Raw genomic sequence first — 20,609 nt, forward strand, 5'->3', positions numbered from 1 at the left:
AGGCGGCGTGCCGAGGGCGGCCGGGAGGCGCCGGTGCGGCGAACTCCGGGTGAACGAGGACTAGAGGCCGAAGCTGCCCGGCCCGCGTCTGCGCAGGTACTTCTCGAACTCCGCCGCGATGGCGTCGCCGTCGATCTTGGACATGGTCTCGTTGAGGTCGATCGCCGCGTCGCCGCGCTCCTCGAGCGAGCGCACGTACTCGCTGATCTCCTCGTCGCCGAGGGTCATCTCGTTGACCGCGGCTTCCCACTCCTCGGCCTGTTTCGGCAGCTCACCGAGCGGAACCTCGATATCGAGGACGTCTTCGACCCGGTGCAGCAGCGCGATCGTCGCCTTCGGGTTCGGCGGCTGCGACACATAGTGCGGGACTGCCGCCCAGAACGACACCGCGGGCACCCCGGCCTTCACACACTGGTCCTGCAGCACCCCGGTGATCCCGGTCGGACCCTCGTACCTGGTCTGTTCCAGACTGAAACGCTCGGCGGCCTCGGGACTGTAGGCCGAACCGGTCACCGGCACCGGCCGGGTGTGGGGGGTATCGGCCAGCAGCGCGCCGAGGATGACGACCGTCTCCACGCCGAGTTGCTCGATGAACTCGAGCAGGTCGTCGCAGAAACTGCGCCATTTCATGTTCGGTTCGATGCCACGCAGCAACACCACATCGCGGTCGCTACCGGGCGGGGAACACACCGACAGCATCGTCGAGGGCCACTGGATCTCCCTGGTCACCCCGTCGACCTGACGGACTGTCGGCCGGTTCACCTGGTAGTCGTAATAGTCCTCGGAATCGAGTTCGGCCAGCGGCTCGGCATCCCAGATCAACTCCAGATGTTCGATGGCGCCACTGGCGGCATCGCCGGCGTCGTTCCAGCCCTCGAAGGCGGCAACCATGACGGGATTGCGCAAGGTCGGCAGTTCCGTCTCGGGGGTCTCACTGGCATCCACCCGGTCAGCCTAGTGTCTCGTGCGAATTGTTTTGCGGTGACCGACGGTGTTGCGTGTTTCCACCGGGAACAGTGGCGCAGGCCACTCGATTCACCCACAGTGGTCTTGTTCGTCGGGGGCGCCCTCTAGTCTTGAATCATGTCTGCGTCCTTGCCCACCGGGTTCGATACCACGCTCCTCGACACGCTGCGGCGGCGTGTCGTCATCGGCGACGGCGCGATGGGCACGATGTTGCAGGCCGCGGATCTGTCGCTCGACGACTTCCGCGGCCTCGAGGGGTGCAACGAGATCCTCAACGACACCCGCCCGGATGTGCTCGCCGAGATCCACCGCGCCTACTTCGCCGCGGGCGCGGATGCGGTGGAGACCAACACCTTCGGCTGCAACCTGCCCAACCTCGCCGATTACGACATCCAGGACCGGATTCGCGATCTGTCCGAGCGCGGCACCCGCATCGCCCGCGATGTCGCCGACGAGATGGGTCCGTCCGCCGACGGCACCCCGCGCTATGTCCTCGGCTCGATGGGCCCCGGCACGAAGCTGCCGACCCTGGGCCACGCGCCGTTCGTCTCGCTGCGCGACGCCTACACCGAAGCCGCGCTCGGCATGCTCGACGGCGGCGCCGACGCCATCCTCATCGAGACCTGCCAGGACCTGCTCCAGGTCAAGGCGGCGATCACCGGCAGCCGCCGGGCCATGATCGCGGCGGGCCGCCGGATCCCGATCATCACCCATGTCACCGTGGAGACCACCGGCACCATGCTGGTCGGCAGTGAGATCGGCGCGGCGCTGACCGCGCTGGAACCGCTCGGCATCGACATGATCGGGCTGAACTGCGCGACCGGGCCCGCGGAGATGAGCGAGCACCTGCGGCACCTGTCGCGCCACGCGAACATCCCGGTGTCGGTGATGCCGAACGCCGGTCTGCCCGTACTCGGCGCCAACGGCGCCGAGTACCCGCTCACCCCCGAAGAGCTCGCCGTCGCGATGAGCGGGTTCGTGTCCGAGTTCGGGCTCTCGCTGGTCGGTGGCTGCTGTGGCACCACCCCGGAGCACATTCGCCAGGTCGCCGAGGCGGTGCGCGAGGTCGAGAAGACGCTGCCCGCGATCGAAGACCGTCGTCACCCGGAGCACGAGCCCGCCGTCTCGAGCATGTACACCGCGGTGCCGTTCGAGCAGGACGCGTCGATCATGATGATCGGCGAGCGCACCAATGCCAACGGCTCCAAGGCTTTCCGTGACGCGATGCTGGCCGCCGACTGGCAGCGCTGCCTCGAGATCGCCAAGGACCAGACCCGCGACGGCGCGCACATGCTCGACCTGTGCGTCGACTACGTGGGCCGCGACGGTGCCGACGACATGAACGAGCTGGCCTCACGACTGGCCACCGCCTCGACGCTGCCGATCATGCTCGACTCCACCGAAGTGCCGGTGTTGCAGGCAGGTCTGCAGCACCTGGGTGGCCGGTGCGCGGTGAACTCGGTGAACTACGAGGACGGCGCGGGCCCGGACTCGCGGTTCCAGCAGATCATGCGGCTGGTCTCCGAGCACGGTGCCGCCGTCGTCGCGCTGACCATCGACGAAGAGGGTCAGGCTCGCACCGCCGATCACAAGGTCGCGATCGCCGAGCGCCTCATCGACGACATCACCGGCAACTGGGGCCTGGCCGAGTCCGACATCATCATCGACACCCTGACCTTCACCCTCGGCACCGGGCAGGAGGAGTCGCGCAAGGACGGCGAGGAGACGATCAAGGCCATCCGCGAGCTCAAGCGCCGCCGCCCGCAGGTGCAGACCACCCTGGGCCTGTCGAATATCTCCTTCGGTCTGAACCCGGCCGCCCGGCAGGTGCTGAACTCGGTGTTCATGCACGAATGTGTCGAAGCGGGACTGGATTCGGCGATCGTGCACGCGTCGAAGATCCTGCCGATGAGCCGGATCCCCGACGAGCACCAGCAGGTCGCCCTCGACCTGATCTATGACCGCCGCACCGAGGACTACGACCCGCTGCAGAAGCTGATGGCGTTGTTCGAGGGTGTCTCGACGGCCTCGTCGAAGGCCTCGCGCGCCGAGGAAATGGCTCTGCTGCCGTTGTTCGAGCGTCTCGAGCGGCGCATCGTCGACGGCGAACGCAACGGTCTCGGTGACGATCTCGACGAGGCGATGCAGACCGTGCCGCCGCTGCAGATCATCAACGAGACCCTGCTCTCGGGCATGAAGACCGTCGGTGAGCTGTTCGGTTCGGGCCAGATGCAGCTGCCGTTCGTGTTGCAGTCGGCCGAGGTGATGAAAACCGCTGTCGCGCACCTGGAACCGCACATGGAAGCCACCGACGACGCGGGTAAGGGCCGGATCGTGCTGGCCACGGTGAAGGGCGATGTCCACGACATCGGCAAGAACCTGGTCGACATCATCTTGTCCAACAACGGCTACGAGGTGGTGAACCTCGGCATCAAGCAGCCCATCGCGACCATTCTCGACGCCGCGCAGGACAAGAAGGCCGATGTAATCGGCATGTCCGGGCTGCTGGTGAAGTCGACCGTGGTGATGAAGGAGAACCTCGGCGAACTCAACTCCAAGGGTGTCGCCGAACAGTTCCCGGTGCTGCTCGGCGGCGCCGCGCTGACTCGGTCCTACGTGGAGAACGACCTCACCGCGGTCTACGACGGCGACGTGTACTACGCCCGTGACGCCTTCGAGGGTCTGCGGTTGATGGACGAGATCATGACCGTCAAGCGTGGCGGCGGGCTCGACCCGGACAGCCCGGCGGCGGTCGCCGCCAAGGAGAAGGCCGCCGAGCGCAAGGCGCGGCATGAGCGGTCCAAGCGAATCGCGGCCGAGCGCAAGGCCGCCGAGGCGCCGATCGTGGTGCCCGAACGCTCTGATGTGGCCACGGATCTGCCCGTGCCGACGCCGCCGTTCTGGGGCACCCGGGTGATCAAGGGTCTGCCGCTGGCGGAGTATTCGGGTTTGCTCGACGAGCGGGCGCTGTTCCTCGGTCAGTGGGGTCTGCGCGGTCAGCGTGCCGGGGACGGGCCGACCTATGAGGATCTGGTGGAGACCGAGGGCCGGCCGCGGTTGCGCGCCTGGCTCGACCGGCTCGCCACCGAGGGTGTGCTCCAGCACGCGGCCCTGGTCTACGGGTACTTCCCCGCGGTGTCGGAGGGCGATGAGGTCATCGTGTTGACCGAGCCGAATCCTGATGCGCCGGAACGGTATCGGTTCACCTTCCCGCGTCAGCAGCGCGACCGGTTCCTGTGCATCTCCGACTTCATCCGCTCGCGCGAGCAGGCCCGTGCGACCGGGCAGGTCGACGTGTTGCCGTTCCAGCTGGTGACGATGGGTCAGCCGATCGCCGACTTCGCGAACGCGTTGTTCGCCGCCGACAACTACCGCGACTACCTCGAGGTGCACGGAATCGGCGTGCAGCTCACCGAGGCGCTGGCCGAGTACTGGCATCGCCGGGTGCGCGAAGAACTGACCGTCGACGGCAAGTCCGTCGCCGCCGACGATCCCGCCGACATCCAGGACTACTTCAAGCTCGGCTACCGGGGCGCTCGCTACTCCTTCGGTTACGGTGCCTGCCCTGACCTGGAAGATCGTGCCAAGCTGGTCGATCTGCTCGACGCGGGCCGGGTCGGGGTGACGTTGTCGGAGGAACTGCAGTTGCACCCCGAACAGTCGACGGACGCGTTCGTGCTGCTGCATCCGGAGGCGAAATACTTCAACGCCTGAGACACTGCAGGCACAACAAATGCACGCGTCGGCAGATCGGACCGGTCCCGCGGACCGGTCCGATTGCCGTTGCGGCGCATGTGAGTCTGGTCACGATGCGGCGCTGGGTCCATGGACCGGGCTGTCCCGCAACAGGATCGAAGCAGTTCAGCACGTAGGATTTTCGAAAGTTTCATCCCGCTGTGGCGCGGAGGGCGAGACGACTCAGCGGTAAGCAGGAGGGGCACACTATGACATCGGATCGGTTGATCGCGGGACGCTATCGACTCACCGACCCGATCGGCACGGGCGCGATGGGAGTCGTGTGGCGCGCCACCGATGTGCGGTTGCGGCGCACCGTCGCGGTGAAGCAAGTGCTGCTCGCACCCGGTCTCACCGGTACGCAAGCACTCGAAGGAAAGCTGCGCGCGATGCGGGAGGGCCGGATCGCGGCCCGTCTGCACCATCCCAACGCCATCACCGTCTTCGATGTCGCCGAAGAGGACGGCCAGCCGTGGCTGGTCATGGAATACATGAACGCGCCGAGCCTCGCGGTGAAGCTGGCGGGCGGGGTGACGTTGCCGCCGATCGAGGTGGCGGGGATCGGTGCCCAGGCCGCCGCGGCGCTGTCCGCCGCGCACGACGCCGGGATCATGCACCGTGATGTGAAACCGGCCAATCTGCTCGTCGGCGACGACGGCACGGTCAAACTCACCGACTTCGGCATCTCGCACGCGACCGGTGACGTCACCGTCACCGCCACGGGCTTCCTGGCGGGCACCCCCGCCTACCTGGCGCCCGAGATCGCGCGCGGCGACAACCCGAAACCCGCCGCCGACGTATTCGCCCTCGGCTCCACGCTGTACGCCGCCTCCGAAGGCGCTCCGCCGTTCGGTGAGGGCGACAACCCCCTGGCCGTGCTGCACGCCGTCGCGCGCGGTGTGGTGCCCGAGCCGAAGAACGCGGGCCCGCTCGCCCCGGTCCTGATGTGGCTGCTGACCGCGTCGGCCGATGACCGGCCGACGATGGCGCAGGCCCGTGTGGCGCTGGAAGACGTTGCGGCGGGCCGTGTTCCGGCACTGCCCGCCTCGGCTACCAAGATTCTGCCGATGAGCGAGGCGGCCACGACGCAGCTTCGGTCGGCCGGCGCACCCGCGAACGCGGGAGCGACGGCGAAGTCGGGCGCGGCGGCGTTGTTCGGCAGCGGTCTCGCGCGGGCCAAGGCTGCCCGCTCGGCCATCTCGGGTCGAAATTCGACCGGCGCGTCCTCGGGCGCCCCGCAGGCCTCGGACGTGAGCGCAAGTGCGGCGTCGGCCGCGCTCGGCAACGCGGCGGACCGACCGGACGGGGCCGTCGGCCGAGCGGCGGCAGGCGGGGTCGGGCAGGCAGGCGCTGTGCGGCAGGCTGCGGCGGGCGATCCCGGCCTCGTTCGGCCGCGCGACGCCGAGTCCTCGGACGGTGTCGAACGCGCCGGCGCTCAGGCGCAGCTGCGCGCCGAGGCCGCGGCCGGGCCGACGGACGGCTCCGGCCTGCATCCCGCGTTCCCCGCCCCGCCCTCGCGCACCGACCGCGCGAACAACAGCCGCGCGGTGCTGCTGTTGGCCGCGGCCGTCGCCGCCTTCACGGTCATGCTGGTGGTGCTGGTGGTCACCCGCGACCGGGGCGGTGACTCCGATCAGCAGGCGCAGGTCCCGGCATCGCCGGTCACCGTCACGACCGTGGTCGACGGCAAGGTGAGCACGGTCGTCATCGTGCCCGAACAGGAAACGATCACCGTGTCGGCCCCGCCCGAGGCCCTGCCGAGCGGTGCGACGAGCACCGGTGCGACCCCGACCAGCACGTCCGCCAAGCCCACCCCCACCACCGCGAAACCGACCAGCACGACCATCACCACCACGCCGTTCGGACCGCCGACCCCGGACCGGATCAACCAGTTCATCGCCGGGTACTACGGCATGCTGCCCGGCAACATCGGCGGGGCGTGGGCGCAGCTCGCCCCCGGCTACCAGGCACAGACCGGCGGGTTCGGGCAGTACTCGTCGTTCTGGTCGTCGGTGCGGTCGGTGACTGTCGGCTCGATCACCCCCAGCGGGCAGAACCGCGCGGTCGTGACGCTCACCTATCAGCTCGCCAATGGCACCGTGACCTCGGAGAATCGCTGGATCCAGGTCTCCGGCGACGCGGGCAACCTGCAGATCGCGGGATCGGGCGTCTGAGGCGGACCCGTTACCCTGAACGGGGTCCGGCGAGCGCCGGGCACTTCGGCGATGTGTGACGAGAACGAGGCGAGTAACAGGTGAGCGCGCGACCGGCCGCGGTGCTGTGGGACATGGACGGCACGCTGCTCGATTCGGAGAAGCTGTGGGACATCGCGGTTCGCGAACTGGCCCGTGAGCACGGTCGCGAGCTGACCGACGAAGTCCGGCACGCCCTGATCGGTGCCTCCGGTCCGAACGCGCTGCGCATGCTCTTCGACGGTATCGGCCTCGACCCGTCGCCGCAGACGATCGCCGAGGCGGGGGAGTTCCTGGAACGCCGGGTCACCGAGTTGATGCTCGGCCCGATCCCGTGGCGTCCCGGCGCCAAGGACGCGCTGGCGATGGTGCGCGAGGCGGGCATGAAGTCCGCGCTGGTGACCAACACCAAGCGCTCGCTCACCGAATACGGCCTCGACACCCTCGGCCGCGACTTCTTCGACACCTCCGTGTGCGGTGACGAGGTGGCGCACGGCAAGCCCGATCCGGCCATCTACCGCCGCGCCGCGGAACTGCTCGGGGTCGACCCGGGTGACTGTGTCGCGATCGAGGACTCGCCGACCGGTTCGCTCGCGGCACAGGGCGCGGGCTGCGGTCTGATCGTGATTCCGTGCGAGATCGCGGTTCCCGAGGCGCCGGGGCGGGTATTCCGGGAGTCGCTGATCGGTTTGTCGGTCGACGATCTGCGAGTCGCACTCGACGCACGTGTGAATCTTTCGGCAGCGGCGCGTGATAGGGCGTAATAGCCTACCGTGATAGTACCGAAACCCAGGTTGAATCTACGAAAACTGTTGCCGCACAGTTGATTTCGCCCGATTGTGATCTGCCCGGGATATGCCCGATTTGTCGAAACACGGGCGCTCGCCCGAATATTCCCGCAAACTGGGTACATGACGGGCACGCGGGGGCTTGACGAAATCGTCGACATCGCACGGTATCCACTCACCGATCTCGGTGGTTCGGGCAGGCAGGCGGCTATCGACGCCGCCCGCGCCGAGCTGGCCGAGGACGGCTGTACGGTACTGCGCGAGTTCATCCGTCCGCAGCTGCTCGACACGCTGCGCGCCGAGGGGGAGGCGATCGCACCGCACGCCCACTACAAGGTTGAGCGGGTCAACGCCTACAACATTCCCCTCGACGCCGACCTGCCCGCCGACCATCCGGCGCGGATCGTGCTCGACCGCGGTAACGCGTTCGTGGCCCGCGACCGGATCCCGGCCGAGGCGCTGATCCAGCGCCTCTACACCGACCCGGTGTTCCAGCGCTTCGTCGCCGACTGCTTCGAACTCGAGGACCTGCACGAATTCGCCGACCCGCTGGCGGGTTTGTGCCTGAACGTGGTCGAGCCGGGGATGTCGCATCCGTGGCATTTCGACACCAATGAATTCACCGTCAGCATGCTCACGCGCAAGCCCGATGCCGGCGGCGTGTTCGAGTACTGCCCCAATATCCGCGACCCGCACGCCGAGCACCTCGACGACGTGCGCGCCGTGCTCACCGGTGACGGCACCCGGTTCATTCGCGCGCTGGAACTGCGCCCCGGCGATCTGCAGCTGTTCAAGGGCCGCTTCTCCCTGCATCGCGTCACCGAGGTGGCCGGTGCGGGACAACGACATTCGGCGATTTTCGCCTACACGGACCGTCCAGGGGTGATCGGCACGGTCGAACGCACCAGGCAGTTGTTCGGCCGTGTCCTGCCCGACCATGTGGCCGCCGCGGCCGACGCCGTCCGAGGTGACCGACTGCTCGACTGAGAGGAACCGCCCATGTCCGTTCCGTTGCACACCACCGGCAAAGCATCCTTCGACGACATCTACGAAAGTCCCGATCCCCGTGCGTATTTCGCGCGGATGAACGAGCTGGACTACCGGATCCCGGAGCTGGCGAAGCCGCACTTCGCCGAGCAACTGCGCCAGCTGCGGGCCGCTCGGCCGGACCGGATCCCGACGGTGCTCGACCTCGGGTGCTCCTACGGGGTGAACGCGGCACTGCTGCGCAGCGACACCACTGTCGACGAATTGGCCGGGCACTACCGCGATCACGCCGACACCGACAAGATCGGGCTGATCGCCGCCGACCGGGAGCGGTTGCGCGGGGATCTGATGCCCGACGTACGCTTCATCGGGATGGACGCCGCACGCCCGGCGCTGACCTACGCCCACGCCGCCGGACTCCTGCACGACTACGTGCACGCCGACCTCGAGGCCACCGAGCCCACCGAGGCGCAGCGCCGTGTGCTCGCCTCCGCCGATCTGGTGATCTCCACCGGATGCGTCGGCTACATCACCGAGAAAACCCTGTCCAGGGTCGCCCAAGCAGATCCGCGCAAGCGACCGTGGATGGCGCATTTCGTGTTGCGGATGTTCGATTTCGGTCCCATCGCCGAGGAACTGGCCGCGCTCGGCTACCGCAGCGAGCAACGTCCCGGTATGTTCCAGCAGCGGAGGTTCGCCTCGTCGCAGGAACGTGAACAAGTGCTGGATGCGTTGGCGGCCAAGGGAATCGACACCACCGACCACGAAGCCGAAGGCTGGCTCTACGCCAACCTGTTCCTGTCCCGCCCGCATCCCATCGAGACCTGAGGACTTGGATTGAACCAACCCACGTTCGCCGCCGAAGACACGCTGCCCCGGGTACCGCTGCCGAGTCTGGACGACAGTTGCGCGCGGTTCCTGCAGTGGTGTCAGCCCCTGCTCGGCGCCGAAGATTACGCCACCACCGAGGGCGCGGTAGCCGAGCTGCTGCGCCCCGGTGGGGCGGGGCGCGCCCTGCACGCCGCCCTGGCCGACTACGACGCCACCCCCGGCGTCGGGAGCTGGCTCGACGAATTCTGGCCGTCGCGGTATCTGGGCCGTCGGGACCGGATCGCGATCAACGCCAACTTCGTGTTCCTGTTCCGTGACGACACCCCGCTGGCGGCGTCGACCATCGCCGGGCAGACCGAGCGCGCCGCCGCGATCATCGGGGCGGCTGTCGACTACAAGCTGGCGCTGGACGCGGAGAAGATCGCGCCGGCGACCCAGCGCGGGCAGGCCCTGTCGATGTGGCAGAACAAGTACCTGTTCTCCGAGACCCGGATTCCCGGCGAGATCCAGGACAGCGTCCGCAAGCCCTACAGCCCGGAATGGCCCGGCCCCTCGGATGCCCGGCACATCGCGGTCTTCTACCGCGGCAACATCTTCCGGATGGACGTCGTCGGACCCGACGGCGCGCCGTACGCGTTCGACGACGTGGTCGACGGGCTGCGCGCGGTCATCAAGGGCGGCACCAAGCCCGCCGCGACCGACACCTCGGTCGGCCATCTCACCACGAAAGCTCGTGCGGCATGGGCGCGGAGCCGGGAAGTACTGCGCTCCGAGCCCGCCAATGTCGAGGCCTTCGACGCGGTGGAGACGGCGCTGTTCTCGGTGTGCCTGGAAGACTTCGCCCCGCGCGACGAACTGCACGCCTGCGATCAGCTGCTCCACGGTGACAGCGGCAACCGCTACTTCGACAAGTCGGTGTCGTTCATCGTCTTCGCCGACGGTCAAGCCGGCATCAATATCGAGCACTGCGGACTCGACGGCACCACCGTGCTGTCGTTCGTCGACGCGCTGCTCGAGCGGACCGCCCAGGATCACGCGGCGACCAGCGGCGCGCAGTCGCAGGGGCTGCCCTCGGTGGAACCGATCGAGTTCGTGCTCGACTCCGCCGCCCGCGCCGACATCGCCGCGGCGGGCGCCGACTTCGCCCGCTTCGCCGCCGACACGGCCACCTCGCTGGTGTCGTTCGACGACTTCGGCACCGGCGAGGCCAAGAAGCTGGGCATCTCACCCGATGCCTTCGCTCAGCTCAGCTACCAGCTCGCCCACCGGCGCAGCAAGGGGCTCACCGGCGCCACCTACGAATCCATCGCCACCCGGCAGTTCCGCAACGGCCGCACCGAGGCCATGCGCGTGGTGACCCCGGAGATGGTGGCGTTCGTCGACGCGATGGTCTCCGACGACGCCGACCCCGAGACCAAGCTGGCCGCGGCGCGCACCGCAGCGTCCGCCCACGTCGCGCGGGCCAAGGAATGCCAAGCCGGGCAGGCGCCCGAGCAGCACCTGTGGGAACTGGAGTGGATCCAGCGCCGCCGCGGCGAACAGCTCGGCGTCGCCGAGGAGCGGATCGCGCTGTTCGACAGCCCCGGCTGGACGACCATGCGCGACGACTACCTCTCGACCAGCTCGGCCCCGTCGAAGTACATCCGCTACTTCGGTTTCGGCTCGACCAGCCCGCGCTGCATCGGCATCGCCTACGTGCTGCTGCCGGATCGGTGGAACATCTACCTGGCCACCCCCAAATCGGTGTCCGACCAGATGTACGCCTTCGCCGACCACCTGCGCACCGCCGTAGCCGACCTGCGCGAATTGCTCGCTCAACCGGCGTGATCGTTTCCCGGCGTGCCGCACCGCGCGGTGCGCCGGGAAAACCGCTGGGCCGGGTATGAAACAATCTCTACTCGTGAAGAACTTCGAATCCCTGTTCGCCGAGCTGACCGAGCGTGCCCAGACCCGTCCCGAGGGCTCTGGCACCGTGGCCGCGCTGGACGCAGGCGTTCATTTCCAGGGCAAGAAGGTCCTGGAGGAGGCAGGCGAGATCTGGCTGGCCGCCGAGCACGAGAGCGATGAAGCGCTCGCCGAGGAGATCTCCCAGCTGCTGTACTGGCTCCAGGTGATGATGCTGGGTCGCGGGCTGAAGCTCGAGGACGTGTACCGACATCTGTGACGGCTGATCCGTCCCGATCGACACGTTCCACTTCCCCGAAAGGACCCCATTCCCATGTTGCGCGTCGCAGTTCCCAACAAGGGTTCGCTGTCGGAAGCCGCCGTCTCGTTCCTGAGCGAGGCCGGTTACCGCAAACGCACCGACTCCCGCGAGTTGACCGTTCTCGACCTCGCGAATCAGGTCGAGTTCTTCTTCCTGCGCCCCAAGGACATCGCCATCTATGTCGGCTCCGGTGAGCTCGACCTCGGCATCACCGGCCGCGACCTGGCGCTGGACTCCGGTTCCCCGGTCAGCGAGCGGCTCTCGCTCGGCTTCGGCCGCTCCAGCTTCCGCTACGCGGCCCCCGCGGGCGAGGACTGGAAGGTCGAGGATCTGGCGGGCAAGCGCATCGCCACCTCCTACCCCAACCTGGTCCGCGCCGACCTCGCCCGCTTCGGCATCGAAGCCGAGGTGATCCGCCTCGACGGCGCGGTCGAGATCTCGATCCAGCTCGGTGTCGCCGACGCCATCGCCGACGTCGTCGGTTCCGGGCGCACCCTGCGTCAGCACAACCTGGTCGCGTTCGGCGAGTCCCTGTGCGACTCCGAAGGCGTTCTCATCGAACGCACCGGGTCCGACCGCGACGACCGCGCCCGCAACCAGCTCATCAACCGCATCCAGGGCGTCGTCTTCGCCCAGCAGTACCTGATGCTCGACTACGACTGCCCCAAGTCGCTGTTCGACCAGGCCGTCGCCATCACCCCTGGCCTCGAGTCGCCGACCGTTTCGCCCCTCACCGACCCCGACTGGGTCGCCGTGCGTGCGCTCGTTCCGCGCAAGCAGGGCAACGAACTGATGGACCAGCTGGCCGACCTCGGCGCCAAGGCCATCCTCGCCACCGACATCCGCTCCTGCCGAGCCTTCTGAGCCTTCAGAGGTGAAGGGCGGGCCCCTCCAGGGCCCGCCCTTTTCTGCGTCGCGATCGGGGCCGCGTACCTATTCGCCGTAGCGGTCGTATGCTTCGAACTCGCCGAAACCGTCGTGCAGCCAGCCCAGGTCACGCCAGGTGCCCGAGCCGTCGAGCGGGCCCTCGTAGACGATCTCCAGATAGCTGCCGGGGTGATGATCGTCGAGTCGCAGACGCCGGCCCCGGCTGAACAGGAACAGCGACACGCTGATGTCGGGTCGTCCGTCGATGTACTTCATCCCGAGAACTCCCTCCCACGCCACCTGGAGGGTCGGCCCAGTGGGTGCAGGGCTTCGGATGAAGCACGCGAACCCATCCGGTGTCATCCCGCTGGAGTCGACGATGGTGACCTGCTGGCCGAGATGCGCGGCAAAGGACGCAGCGAGGAGATCGATGGTCGAGTCTCCTCCGCCGGAGGGGGAATCGTGCTCTTGGCCGCTGTCGGTCGTCACTGCCAGTTGTTTCCTTCCCAGCTCGCCCGGTCGGGAAATACCACTTCGTCGATATCGTCCCGGAGGCGGATCTCGACGTAGTCCGGGTCGTTCGCCCAATTCTTGTCCGCGTTGACAGGTCGCTTCCGAATCCCGGGACGCCCGTCGATCAAACCATAGGCGGTGACGACCGAGCTCTTGTTGCCCGCTTCCGTGATCACCACCGAACCCAAACTGTTCGTCGTATCCCGCTGGCCCGCACGGAAGTAGATGTCGACCTGGCGGGTATAGGGCTCACCGGTTATATGGTTCGTTCCGTGGTAGGTCCCGCTGAAGATCCGATCCGGGTTGTTGAGGATGGATGCCTGAACCTCGCGGCTGACCATGTGCTTGTCCCAGGCGTGCCCGGGTCGGCCGCCCTCGTACGGGGCAGGCGCGTCGGAGAGCTCGTCGGGCGTGACCTGTCTACGGAAATTCTCGAACCGTTCGCACGCGGCCGGTGTCAGCCCGAGTGGGTCGACGAACCGGAGCGGGTTGGTGGTGTAGGCGTAGGGATTGGGTGCTGGGGCCAGACCCAGCGGGTCCGCTGTGAGGTATTGGCCGGTGTCCGGGTTGTAGTACCGGAACATGTTGTAGTGCAACCCGGTTTCGGGGTCGTGGATCTGTCCGGGAAAGCGCAGCGGTGAGCTCGCCTTTCCGCGCCAGGTGGTTCGGCCCCAGAGGTCGGCACCCGCGGTGGCCGCGGGGTGAGCGGTGCCGGGATCGATCAGTTCGGTCGGGGCGCCGACCAGGTCGGTGATGATCGCGTAGAACTCGCGGTCGATCGCGGCCCCGTCGGTCGACTGCGTGAGTGGGGCGTGCGAACCGGGCTGATAGTGCCAGCGAGTGGTAGCGGCGCGGGTGGCCTGCTCGATGAGATGTACACCGTCCCACACGTAGTCGACGCGTTCGAGGACGGCACCGCCGGTCGTCAGCTGCTGTTTGGTGGTGCGGCGGCCGAGGGCGTCGTAGGTGTAGTGCCACCACTGATGGTCAGGGGTCCACACGTCGGTGAGCTGGTCGAAAGCGTTGTATCGGTAGTGCCAGACATCGGGTTTGCGAGAAAGCCGGACGGTGGTCTTGCGAATCAGGCGTCCGGCGGGGTCGTAGTGGAACCGCGTTCGGCCGTCGCGGACGAGGAGGTTGTCGCGATATTCGCGCCGGTCGTCGTCGGCAGGTGGGGTACGCGACGCAGACGCCGGCGAAGTCCCGGCCGCAGGAGTGGACGAGCTGACGATATTGCTGAGTGCGTCGTAGGCATAGCGTTCGGTGGGGGCGCCGTCGGTGGACACAGTGGTGATTCGGCCGACCGCGTCGAGGCTGTAGTCGCGGTGGACGAGGTCGGTCTGTGCACGGGCGATGGTGTGGGTGGTGAGGTAGCCGTCCGGGCGATAGGTGAATTCGTCGCGGCGGAGCCGGTGCGGTGCGGGCCTGGTGGTCGAGCCCGAATCGAGCGAAACCGCCTGCGCCGGAAACGCGGTAACCTCCTGGTCGGCCAACTGGCCGAGGCCGGAGTGTCCGCGGGTTATCGCCAGTTCGCCGATCCGCCAGCTGGTCAGGCGCCCCAGGGGGTCGTAGCCGAAGGTGATGTCGTGGCCGTCGGCACTGAGACGGTCCATGCGACCGACGAAATCGTGGTGCCACCTCGACACCGCGCCCGAGGGCGTGGTTCGGCGGGTCCGATGACCGCGGTCATCGTGTTCGAACAGCATCGGCGGTTGATCGTCGAGTCGCTGCGAGGCGAGACTTCCCGCTGCATCGTAGGCGAATTCGAGTGCGTGGGTGGCGGTCGCACCGACCCCGTTGACGGCGGACAGGACACGTCCCGCGGGATCGTGGGTGTAGCGGATCCAGTCGTCGTCGGTGGTGATCTCGGTGACGCGGCCGAGAAGGTCGTGGCGGAAATGGCGAGTCGTGCCGGTGGCGGCAGTGATCGCGGCGAGTCGTCCGGCACGGTCGAGGGTGTATCGGGTGGTCGCCTCGTTGTAGTCGGTTTCCGCGACAAGTCTTCCGGCGCTGTCGTATTCGTAGGTCCAGCGTTGGCCGATCGGGTTGTGAACGGCGATCAGGCGGCGTTCGGTGTCCCAGGTGTACCGGGTGATCGAGCCGTCGGGATCGATACGGGAGTGCAGGAGATCGAAAGTCCCGTAGGAGAATCGGGTGAGGCCACCGACGCGGTCGGTATGTGTGAGTGTGTTGCCTTCGCCGTCATAGGTCCACGTTTCGCCGTGGCCGTCGGGATCTGTTCTGCGGAGCAGATTTCCGGTGGGAGTCCAGTCGTAGCGGGTCACCGCACCGAGGGAATCGGTGATCTGGGTAGGTCGACCGGCGGCGTCGCGCCGGAAGCGGGTTACCGCGCCGTCCGGTTCGGTGACCTGGGCGACGAGACCGGCGGCGTCCACCTCGATGGTGGTTCGGGCGCCGTTGGGTTCGACAACGGTGGCCAGCGCGCCATTCGGGTGGTAGGTGAATTCGGTGCGATCGTCGTCGGTGGCGCCGACGATGGCAGTGAGGTCGCCGGTGGCCGACCATTCCTGGCGCGAGATCGAACCGTCGGGGGAGGTGATCGTGGTGGGACGGTTGCGCCAGAGATAGTCGATCTCGGTGGAATATCCGTCGGGTCGAATGATTGTCGTCGGGTCACCCGCGCCGTTGTATCGGTATCGGGTGGTTGCTCCATCCGGTCCGGTGATGGTCAGCGGCCTGCGGTCGGCGTTGTAATCGATGTGAGTATGGCCGCCGGCGGGGTCGACGAGATCGCGCAGTTGCAGTTCGCGGTCGAAACCGTGGGAAGTGGTGGCGCCGAGCGAATCGGTGACGGCGGTGAGGCGGCCGGCGCCGTCAGGAAGCTGCCGATAGATGTAGTCGCAGTTCAGCATTCCCGCGGTGCCGCGCTGGAAGACGACTCGACCGAACTCATCGTAGGAATTGACCATCTGATTGCCGTTGGAGTCGGTCCACGACGTCATCCGGTGTTCGGCGTCGTAGGTGTAGCGGGTCGTGCTCCCACGGCGTCGGTGACGGCGATCAGATCCGCGTCTGCGTAGGTGAATTCCAGTACCGGCGTAGCGAACTCGCCCAGATCGGGATCGTCCGAGATCAGCGCGAGTCCGGTGATCCGCGTACGGTCCGAGTCGATGCGGACCCGATATCCGCCCGAGTGTGTGACCTCGACCGGTACCCCGTCGGCGTCGTAGTGGAAACGAAGACGGTTGTGGTGCCGGTCGGTGATGGCCGAGATCGCGTAGTTGCCATGTCGAGCTTCGAGACCGTCGTGTCCCGGTTCCGGTGCGAAGTGCCAGATCACCTCTCGCCGCTGATCCCACACGCGATAGCCGCCGGTGTCGGTGCGGGTCAACGACCACTGTTGCCCTTCGGTGAGCGGCTGTGTCGCGACGCCGACCTCGGAGTGTGGGTAGGCGAGCATCATCGCGTTCTCGCCGATGAAGGTGACACCGGCGTCCTCGACGACGATCCGCGCGTCCAATGTGCTGGACCAAGACGGGCCGAACCAGCGACCGAACCGGTAGTTCGAATGGTGTGCCCGCCGCAGCGTCATCGGCAGGACAGCAGGTAGATCGAGATCTGTTTCAGGAAGCAGGAACTCGCCGGTGCCGATGTCGACGGGGTCTTCGGAACAGGTCTTCTGGTCCGGTGTTCGATCGGATTCCGCACCGGACTCCCGCGCGTGCTCGTGCGCGTTGCGATCGGCATCGGCGCGATCCTGCGCCGTCCGGCGGTCAGGATCCGCGTCGCGGTCCGTTTCGTGATCACGGTCGGGGGTGCGATCTCTGGGGGAGTCGCGGTCGGTGTGCGTGTCGGAATCGCGGTCAGGGGTGCGGTCACGGGGAGTGGCCGGATCGTTCGGCCCTCGGTCGGGCGTGCGGTCGGTGTGTTCGGTCGGATCACGGTCGGGCGTGCGATCTTTCGGCGCCGGTTCCTGCTCGGGGGAGCGTCCGTCAGCGCGGTCGCGGGGTTTGTCCGGGTCGTGGTCCGGTCCTCGGCCGTCGGAATCGGGGTGCGCACGGGACGGCGATTCGGCATCTGCGCGTGTTGGCGTGTGCCCTGGTGTCGACCTGGTCGGAGAATCCGGGTGGGGTCCGGCGGTCAATGGCGAATGCCCGTTCGCGCGTCCGGCCGGGTCGGGCGCTGTGCCTGCACGCGGAGAGTCGGGCGTCTTGTGGGGTTCGGTGCCTGGATCGTGGTGTGGCCGTTGTGGTGTCGAATCGACGCGGGGTGATTGCGGCGTATGGGACGGCCCGGCCGGGGTCGCGCCGGGATGGGTGCGCGCTGGGTGTGCGTCGGGAGTCGGTCGGGGTGCGGGGCCGTTGTCGGGGTTGGTGCTGTGGCCGGGTTGCCAGCCTGCGGCAGGCGGCGTGGGGCTCGAGGTCTGTGGCGTCGGATCCGTGCGCACCGTCGGTCGGGAGTCGACGTCGGACGGGGCGTCGTTCGTGTGCGGCGCTCGATCAGCGGTCGGGTTCACCCGGTTGTCCGACGCCGAGCCGTCCTCGCGGGATGTTCGGTCGGGATCGGTGTGCTGAGTCGGTGCGGTGTCCTGATCCCTGTGCGAGGTCGTGTCGGGATCCGCTTGCGAGCGGGGCGAGTCCCCGTGCGTTGTCGCGGGTGAATCCGGATTCGTGTGGTTAGTCGACGTTGGGTCGGTGCGTTGGGTCGGTGTGTGGTCGGTCTGTTGAGTCGGCGTTGGATCCGTGTGTTGAGTCGGGGTGCGATCGGTGTGCTGATCGGGCGTCGGATCGGTGCGCTGCGTCGGTGTGTGGTCGGTTTGTTGGGTGGGGGTCGGGTCGGTGCGTTGGGTTGATGTGTGGTCGGTCTGTTGGGTGGGTGTTTGATCCGCGCGTTGGGAGGGCGTCGAGTCGGGGGTCGATGTGCCTGCCGCTTCCGGGCGCGGTTCCGGTCGACTCGTTTGCGGGTCGGCGTCGGGAGTGCGGTCCGGCGCCTGAGTGGGTTCGGGCTGTCGGGTCGGTTCGGGATCGGGTGTGCTGCTGGTGGGTTCGGTAGTGGGTGACGGCTGGTCGCGGTCGGTCCGGGCCGGCGGTTCGGAGTGCCGCGGTTCGGAGTGTTCCGGTGTCGGCGAGTAACCGTCTCCGGTGTCCTCGGTGCGCTGGGTCGGTGCTTCTCGTTGCGGTGCCCCTTCGACCGGACGTCCTTCCGGTGCCGGCCCCCGATCGGACGTCGGAAGGCCGGCGCCTTGCCGTTGGTCGGTCTGGCCCGCCGGGTCGTTCTGCCGGGTCGGGGCGCTTTCGTCGGCCGGGTTCTGACGGGGCGCGCTCGGGTTGTGCGGGCTCGGACCGGAACCGCCGTCGGGAAGTCGTCGGCCCGCATTGGTGACCTTCTTCAAGGCATTGATGGCGACTTTCGCACTACCCCCACCACCGGTGGCGGCGGTGAGCAGGGCATCGCCGGTGAGCGCACCGACGAACTCGAACGGGTTGGCCCTGGCATCCTTCAGGATCGCGTCGACGGTCGCGCCGGGATCCGCCACGGCGACAACGAGTCCGGTGCCGAGATTGGACAACCCTTCGACGTAGTCAGCCGGGTGGGTGATGTTGTAGATGTCGGTCGGGTTCACCTGGCGCACGAACTGCACGAGCCCGGTCAGGCTGGTCAGCAAGCCGGCGTAGAAATTCAGCGCTCCGTGCTCGAGCACACCACCGAGATCGGAGATATTGGCGATCCATCGTTCGCTGAAAGGGGGTTCCTTCGGTGCCTTCTCGGTGGCCGCTGCCAACGCACCGTCCGCGATCGACGCTCCGTTGTCGCGCTGAATTCGAGCGCCACGCAGGATCTCTCGCGCTTCGTTGCGCAGGGATGTCCAGGTGTCGACCAGCGGATTCTGCGCTTGCTGCTCGCCGGTCAGCGAGTTCCACCAGTTCTTCTGCCGGACTTCCTCGGCGTGGGCGGCCTTCCATCGTTCGATGGCGTTGCCCGCCTTGTCCTGTGCGGTTTTGACCTCGTTCTGCCACGCCTCCATCGCGTCGGCCGCCGCGGTCATGGCATCGCCGCCGTCGAACCAGAGTTTCGGCTGTTTGTCGTAGACCTCGTTGAACGCGTCCGCGCCCTTGCCGGTCCAATCGGCAGCGTCGATCTTCTGCAGCGCCTGACCGGTCGACTCGATCGCCGCGGCCATCTTCTTCAATGTCTCCGCGGTGGAACCGATTTCAGATGGTTCGCCCAGGATCAGTTCTTTGGGGTCATCGGTCTGCCCGAGTTCTTCCTCTTCGACATCGCCGCCGGTCGCGGAGGCGATGTTGTCGCCCAGATCGTCGAGTGCGTCGTCGACGCTGTCCAGTCCGACATACCCGGCCGCGTCGCCGACCACGTCGAGGCCGTCGTCGATGACCTGCCCCGCACCCTCGACGAGATCCTCGACACCGTCCTCGATCGCGCTTCCGACTTTGTCGATGAAATCGCCGAGTCCCACGGACTATTGCCCTCCTTGCTGCTCTTTCATGATGTCGGCTGCCTGTTGGGCGGCACCGGTGTTCCAGCCGGGCGATTCACCGGTGACGAGGCCGCTCACCGGGCTGACATTCGCCAGCGCCTGCGGACCGACCGTCTCGACCACCTTCATGTTGTTCTGAATGGTCTGGTTGGCGTCCTGAAACGACTTCGTGCTGTAGTCCGCGTTGCGGATGTGGTTGAAGGAGTTGTCGGCGAAGGTATCGCCCCAGGAACGCTTGGTGATCTCCTCGTCGGAAAGATGCGGGTTGCCTGCCAGGTGCGTCCACATCTTCTTGAGTGTGCCCTCGGCCTTGGAATCCATTTCGTCGTACCGGCCCGCGGCCAAACCGAGTGTCCGGGCGATCGAGTTGCCCCCTTGGACCAGTGCGCGCACACCCCAGGACCACCGTTCGGTGAACTCCTCGAAGGTCTTCTGCACCGTGTGTTTGCCTGCTTCGAGGGTCGAGAGCGTCAGCAGCGCGAAGCCTCGGCCCATATTGCCCGTCTCGCCGATCCCCAATTCCGACAGCTGACCGATGGTGTCCTCGATACCTTTCGCGGCCTGCTGCAGCACCGCGGGATCGATCTCGAGCTTCGTCATCGCACAACCCTCCCCATTCGTCGACTATCCGGCGACATCCGGCGGAAACGCCATCGGCGCCGAACCCACGATGTCGACCGCGATTCCGGCGGGTTCGGTGCGGGAGTCGACGTATTCCTGTAGTCGACGGCCGAACAGCCAGTGGTGGCGGTATTCCTGGTTCGCGTCGATGCCGTCGTCCTGCAGACGACCGCGAGTCACCATGAATCGGGCGTACTCCTCGATGCTGGTGAAGGCGCACAACCAGTCGACGCCGCCTACCTGAGAGAAGAAGACGCGATCATCTGCGGTCAAGGGAACGAGGAGCGCGGCCTGTCGGAACGCGGCGAGCAGGGCCGCCGGCTGCCCGAATCCCGCATAGAACGCGGCGATTTCAGCGCGTAGCCGGTCGCGGCCGTCGCCGTCGGACATCATGTCAACCTCCCCCGCTGTGCCGCAATCGCTTTCATCCGCGACAGACATCCTAC

General features: G+C 67.2%; 14 protein-coding genes. 8 read left to right on the forward strand and 6 right to left on the reverse strand.

Features of this window, described 5'->3' with window-relative positions:
• Window positions 1–60: 60 nt before the first annotated feature.
• Entirely contained in the window at window positions 61–891 is an 831-nt protein-coding gene (locus ACFVJ5_RS02650; RefSeq protein ID WP_235569430.1) for a PAC2 family protein, read from the reverse strand.
• Between the two features lie 192 nt (window positions 892–1,083).
• Here ACFVJ5_RS02650 and metH point away from each other — a divergent pair, with 192 nt between their 5' ends.
• The 8 genes from metH to hisG all read left to right on the forward strand — a co-directional run bounded on the left by metH (window position 1,084) and on the right by hisG (window position 12,569).
• Window positions 1,084–4,680, forward strand: coding sequence for a methionine synthase (gene metH / locus ACFVJ5_RS02655; RefSeq protein WP_379218164.1), 3,597 nt, complete (start codon window positions 1,084–1,086; stop codon window positions 4,678–4,680).
• A gap of 230 nt (window positions 4,681–4,910) precedes the next feature.
• Window positions 4,911–6,875 carry a serine/threonine-protein kinase gene (locus ACFVJ5_RS02660; protein ID WP_379218165.1) on the forward strand — a complete coding sequence of 655 codons (1,965 nt, stop codon included), beginning with the start codon at window positions 4,911–4,913 and terminating at the stop codon, window positions 6,873–6,875.
• Between the two features lie 113 nt (window positions 6,876–6,988).
• The gene (locus ACFVJ5_RS02665; protein WP_379219752.1) at window positions 6,989–7,657 is read left to right on the forward strand and encodes an HAD family hydrolase; all 669 of its coding nucleotides are present in this window, start codon (window positions 6,989–6,991) and stop codon (window positions 7,655–7,657) included.
• Window positions 7,658–7,804: 147 nt separating this feature from the next.
• Entirely contained in the window at window positions 7,805–8,668 is an 864-nt protein-coding gene (locus tag ACFVJ5_RS02670; RefSeq protein ID WP_379218166.1) for an arpA protein, read from the forward strand.
• Between the two features lie 12 nt (window positions 8,669–8,680).
• A complete protein-coding gene (locus ACFVJ5_RS02675; RefSeq protein ID WP_379218167.1) occupies window positions 8,681–9,496 on the forward strand; it encodes a class I SAM-dependent methyltransferase in 816 nt (271 codons plus the stop codon).
• Between the two features lie 9 nt (window positions 9,497–9,505).
• Entirely contained in the window at window positions 9,506–11,326 is a 1,821-nt protein-coding gene (locus tag ACFVJ5_RS02680; RefSeq protein ID WP_379218168.1) for a choline/carnitine O-acyltransferase, read from the forward strand.
• Between the two features lie 55 nt (window positions 11,327–11,381).
• Entirely contained in the window at window positions 11,382–11,663 is a 282-nt protein-coding gene (locus tag ACFVJ5_RS02685; RefSeq protein WP_266290031.1) for a phosphoribosyl-ATP diphosphatase, read from the forward strand.
• Between the two features lie 54 nt (window positions 11,664–11,717).
• A complete protein-coding gene (gene hisG, locus ACFVJ5_RS02690; protein WP_379218169.1) occupies window positions 11,718–12,569 on the forward strand; it encodes an ATP phosphoribosyltransferase in 852 nt (283 codons plus the stop codon).
• A gap of 69 nt (window positions 12,570–12,638) precedes the next feature.
• On the opposite strand, the gene ACFVJ5_RS02695 is transcribed toward hisG, so the two are convergent.
• From ACFVJ5_RS02695 to ACFVJ5_RS02715, 5 genes are read right to left on the reverse strand one after another with little or no spacing between them, the layout of a single operon-like run.
• Window positions 12,639–13,061: a hypothetical protein gene (locus ACFVJ5_RS02695; RefSeq protein WP_379218170.1), complete on the reverse strand. Its 423-nt coding sequence runs from the start codon at window positions 13,059–13,061 to the stop codon at window positions 12,639–12,641.
• On the reverse strand, window positions 13,058–16,132 hold the full coding sequence (locus tag ACFVJ5_RS02700) for an RHS repeat-associated core domain-containing protein (RefSeq protein ID WP_379219753.1): 3,075 nt from the start codon (window positions 16,130–16,132) through the stop codon (window positions 13,058–13,060). Before ACFVJ5_RS02700 ends, ACFVJ5_RS02695 begins: the two co-directional genes overlap by 4 nt.
• Window positions 16,045–19,521 carry a putative T7SS-secreted protein gene (locus ACFVJ5_RS02705; RefSeq protein ID WP_379218171.1) on the reverse strand — a complete coding sequence of 1,159 codons (3,477 nt, stop codon included), beginning with the start codon at window positions 19,519–19,521 and terminating at the stop codon, window positions 16,045–16,047. The genes ACFVJ5_RS02700 and ACFVJ5_RS02705 overlap by 88 nt, the downstream gene beginning before the upstream one ends.
• Window positions 19,522–19,524: 3 nt before the next feature.
• Window positions 19,525–20,142, reverse strand: coding sequence for a hypothetical protein (locus tag ACFVJ5_RS02710; RefSeq protein WP_379218172.1), 618 nt, complete (start codon window positions 20,140–20,142; stop codon window positions 19,525–19,527).
• 24 nt (window positions 20,143–20,166) lie between these two features.
• A complete protein-coding gene (locus ACFVJ5_RS02715) occupies window positions 20,167–20,556 on the reverse strand; it encodes an SseB family protein (RefSeq protein WP_379218173.1) in 390 nt (129 codons plus the stop codon).
• Between the last annotated feature and the right edge of the window lie 53 nt (window positions 20,557–20,609).

This window comes from Nocardia sp. NPDC127606, from assembly GCF_042671725.1.
Lineage (GTDB): Bacteria > Actinomycetota > Actinomycetes > Mycobacteriales > Mycobacteriaceae > Nocardia.

Excerpts from the sequence above, each read along its gene's own strand:
- ACFVJ5_RS02650 (WP_235569430.1), bottom strand. The coding sequence starts at position 891 with ATGGTTGCCGCCTTCGAGGGCTGGAACGACGCCGGCGATGCCGCCAGT.
- ACFVJ5_RS02715 (WP_379218173.1), bottom strand. The coding sequence starts at position 20,556 with ATGATGTCCGACGGCGACGGCCGCGACCGGCTACGCGCTGAAATCGCC.
- ACFVJ5_RS02710 (WP_379218172.1), bottom strand. The coding sequence starts at position 20,142 with ATGACGAAGCTCGAGATCGATCCCGCGGTGCTGCAGCAGGCCGCGAAA.
- ACFVJ5_RS02660 (WP_379218165.1), top strand. The coding sequence starts at position 4,911 with ATGACATCGGATCGGTTGATCGCGGGACGCTATCGACTCACCGACCCG.
- ACFVJ5_RS02675 (WP_379218167.1), top strand. The coding sequence starts at position 8,681 with ATGTCCGTTCCGTTGCACACCACCGGCAAAGCATCCTTCGACGACATC.
- ACFVJ5_RS02665 (WP_379219752.1), top strand. The coding sequence starts at position 6,989 with ATGGACGGCACGCTGCTCGATTCGGAGAAGCTGTGGGACATCGCGGTT.
- ACFVJ5_RS02685 (WP_266290031.1), top strand. The coding sequence starts at position 11,382 with ATGAAACAATCTCTACTCGTGAAGAACTTCGAATCCCTGTTCGCCGAG.
- metH (WP_379218164.1), top strand. The coding sequence starts at position 1,084 with ATGTCTGCGTCCTTGCCCACCGGGTTCGATACCACGCTCCTCGACACG.
- ACFVJ5_RS02670 (WP_379218166.1), top strand. The coding sequence starts at position 7,805 with ATGACGGGCACGCGGGGGCTTGACGAAATCGTCGACATCGCACGGTAT.
- hisG (WP_379218169.1), top strand. The coding sequence starts at position 11,718 with ATGTTGCGCGTCGCAGTTCCCAACAAGGGTTCGCTGTCGGAAGCCGCC.